Source organism: Parcubacteria group bacterium, from assembly GCA_041657845.1.
Taxonomy (GTDB): Bacteria; Patescibacteriota; Minisyncoccia; order Moranbacterales; family JAKLHP01; genus JAKLHP01.
The window spans coordinates 1-2,734 of the sequence record JBBABD010000064.1; the positions used below are offsets into that span (position 1 = coordinate 1).

At 67.6% G+C, this 2,734-nt stretch carries 4 protein-coding genes; all 4 read right to left on the minus strand.

Features of this window, described 5'->3' with window-relative positions; all coding sequences use genetic code 11:
* Nucleotides 1-251 precede the first annotated feature (251 nt).
* Nucleotides 252-1,034, minus strand: coding sequence for a M23 family metallopeptidase (locus WC906_05485; protein MFA5777853.1), 783 nt, complete (start codon nt 1,032-1,034; stop codon nt 252-254).
* Nucleotides 1,035-1,141: 107 nt separating this feature from the next.
* Nucleotides 1,142-1,357 (minus strand): hypothetical protein, encoded by a 216-nt coding sequence (locus WC906_05490; GenBank protein MFA5777854.1) that lies wholly within the window; start codon nt 1,355-1,357, stop codon nt 1,142-1,144.
* A 4-nt stretch (nt 1,358-1,361) separates the two neighbouring features.
* Nucleotides 1,362-1,691: a hypothetical protein gene (locus WC906_05495; GenBank protein ID MFA5777855.1), complete on the minus strand. Its 330-nt coding sequence runs from the start codon at nt 1,689-1,691 to the stop codon at nt 1,362-1,364.
* An 11-nt stretch (nt 1,692-1,702) separates the two neighbouring features.
* Nucleotides 1,703-2,734, minus strand: a 1,032-nt coding sequence (locus WC906_05500) for a hypothetical protein (protein MFA5777856.1), incomplete at its 5' end; no start/stop codon positions are given.

The window sequence follows — 2,734 nt, forward strand, 5'->3', positions numbered from 1 at the left end:
ACCGCCGTCGAGGAGGCGCTATACCTCTCTTTCACCCTCGGGAGGCCGGTATCCCGCCGCACCGCCGCAAGGGTGGCCTCGTCCCTGCCCCCAGCGTCCACGGGAAGGCTGGGCAAAACTCAATGACGGGGCGCAGACGGCAAAGAGGGGTATCGGGGCCTTCGGGCCCCGTGAGGGCGTCAGGAGGGCGATTTACGCGGAAAACGAAACAGGGCCATCACGGCCCTGTTTCTTCAATCTTGCGGTTCTGGTTATTTCTTCGTCCTCTTCATCCATTCCATCTTGGTCATCTCCGTCCACGTCGCGAACATCGACGGGTCGTTGAGCGACCTCCAGTCCCACCTGCCCCACACGAGGGCGTTCTTCTCGCGGGTCGTCGGCAACCTCTTCATGGTGAACCAAAGCCACGCCGCGACCTTGTACCATTCGACGTCGGAGTAGCCCCTCGCGCCCTCCGGGAGGCCATAGCGGCAGTCTACGGGGAGAAGGGTCGGGTCAGCCGAGAAGAACGGCATCGGGTCAACGTATCCGAAGAAGCCGTTGTCGTAATCGAGGAAATAAGGGCCGGAGCCGCCTGCGGTCCACCTGCGGAAGCGCAGGCCGAAGTGGAGGTGCGGGCCGGTGGAGATGCCCGTGGAGTCCCCAAGGGCGATGAGGTCGCCAGCCTTGACCTCGCCTGTCTTGCGGACCTCCTGAAGGTGGCCGAACACCAGCTCCGCCTCCAGCCCCGAGCCGTCTGGCTGTGGCCCAAGCTTGCGGAACAGGCGCACGTTGAGGCCGTAGCCTGACGAGGCCGCCACGGGGTCAACCTCGACCCTCCCGTCGCACGGGGCGAAGACTGGCGTTCCGCTCCCGTGGGGATAAAGCGAAAAGTCAACGCCGTTGTGGGCCTTGAGGCCGAGGGATGAGTAGCCGCCCTGTCCTCCTCCCGGCAGGGGAAGCTGGCCGTTCGTCCAGTCCACCCCGTACGGCTGGGTGACGCGGCAGCGCTCAAGCGGCCTGTGCGTCAGGAACTTTGGAACATTGACTGGCATACGTCTACGCCCACGCCCCCCGCACGTCGAGGGAGAGCAGGGCGATGGTTACGGCCGCGATTATTGCGGCGAGGATTAGCTTGCGGCGGGAGCGGCGGCGCATAGGGCTACTGGTTTCCGCTTATGAGCTTCCACACCCACACCCCGGCCGCGCCGAGGGTTCCGGTGAGGACGGTCCCGAAGCCGAGCAGGAGAGGGCGCACCTCGGCCTTGGTGGCGTAGCGGGACGCGCAGTCGGTGACATGGGCGTCCAGCTTGGACTCCATGCGTTCCGTGCGCTCGTCGAGCCTCACGAGGAGATCGTTCTGGGCTTCTGGGGTCATACTGCTACTGCCTGCCGGTCAGCCTGCCCCACAGCGCCCTCACGCCGTTGATCGCGCGGTGGACGGCCTCGGAGGTGGCCCAAGTGCCGACGAAGGTGACTAGGAGCACGATGAACTCGCCGAGGACGGTAGGCTCCACCTTGCCGTCGGCCACCCCCGTGAGGACGGTCGCGAGGACGGCGAGGAACGACGCGAGGGTGCGGACGGCGAGCCTTCGGGCGTCGTCGTCCTTCCACTTGGCCGCGCCGGACAGGTGTTTCGCGCCGAGGGTCAGCAGGTAGACGCCGAGGCCCGAGGCGAGGAAAGTCTGGATTGTCGATGTGTCGAGAGGCATGGCTTTTTGGGTTAGGTGTAGCTTTCCGGTATCCCCCTGGTCTCTAGGCCGGCCACGTCCTTCGACAGGCCGGAAGCCGCGCTCACGAGGCCGAAGGGGGAGACGTCAACGGTAACCGTAGCACTTCCCCTCCTCCATGTCACCGAGGTGACGAGCATCGCGTCGCGGAACGTCCAGTCGGCCACGTCGGCGTCGAAGCCCATCAGCCGCACGGTGTCGCCCGGGCGCAGGGTCTCGATGTCGTAGCCGTTCGCGGCGGACGAGTCCGCCACCTCCAGAGTCAGGCGCACGTCCACGTCCTTGCGCTCGGACAGGAGCCTCGCGCCGAGCGCGGCCACGGCGTCGGCGTCGGCGAGGCCGTAGTCCGAGCGGACCTCCATGCGCCGCCCGACCGCCGCGACCGAGGCGGCGTCCTCGAACCGGACGTAAGTCCCGGCCGCCTTGCCGTCCCACACCAGCCAGCTGTTCCTCGTGCGCTCCAGCGAGCGCTCAATCCTCGCGTAGGTCAACTCCCTCCCGAAGGTCAGGGCATGGGCGGTGCCGCCCCCCGTCGGGCCGAAGGTGACGCGCCCGGACGCGTCAACGAACCAATGGACGCCCGCCGCCATGCCCTTGAGGGCGTCGAGGGCGTCGCGGACGCTCATCGCCTCGAAGGTGTAGGCCGCAGACACCCCCACGTCCGGCACGTCGCCGGGGAGGTAGTGAAGCCTGCTCGTCGGGTTGGCGACGAGGTAGGCGTCGAGGACGGCGCGGGCCATTTCCCCGATGTCCGCCGCCGACTGGTCGCCGGACGTGACGGTGAGGCCGTCCGTGGCCTTGCTGTAGAGGGTGGTCTGCGCCCCGACGCGCAGGATGTCGCACCCGAGAAGGTGCTGGTCACCAAGGGCGCCGACGGTGACGCGGCTACCGGAGGAGCCAGTCTCGCGCAGGACGCGGGTTATGGTGCCGGAGAAGACGACGACCGCCGCGCCCGGCTCCGGGGAGGCGTCCGAGGCCGTGTCCGCGTCGCCGACAGACAACTCGACCCTGTTGCCCTCGGACAC

Excerpts from the sequence above, each read along its gene's own strand:
- WC906_05485 (MFA5777853.1), bottom strand. The coding sequence starts at position 1,034 with ATGCCAGTCAATGTTCCAAAGTTCCTGACGCACAGGCCGCTTGAGCGC.
- WC906_05490 (MFA5777854.1), bottom strand. The coding sequence starts at position 1,357 with ATGACCCCAGAAGCCCAGAACGATCTCCTCGTGAGGCTCGACGAGCGC.
- WC906_05495 (MFA5777855.1), bottom strand. The coding sequence starts at position 1,691 with ATGCCTCTCGACACATCGACAATCCAGACTTTCCTCGCCTCGGGCCTC.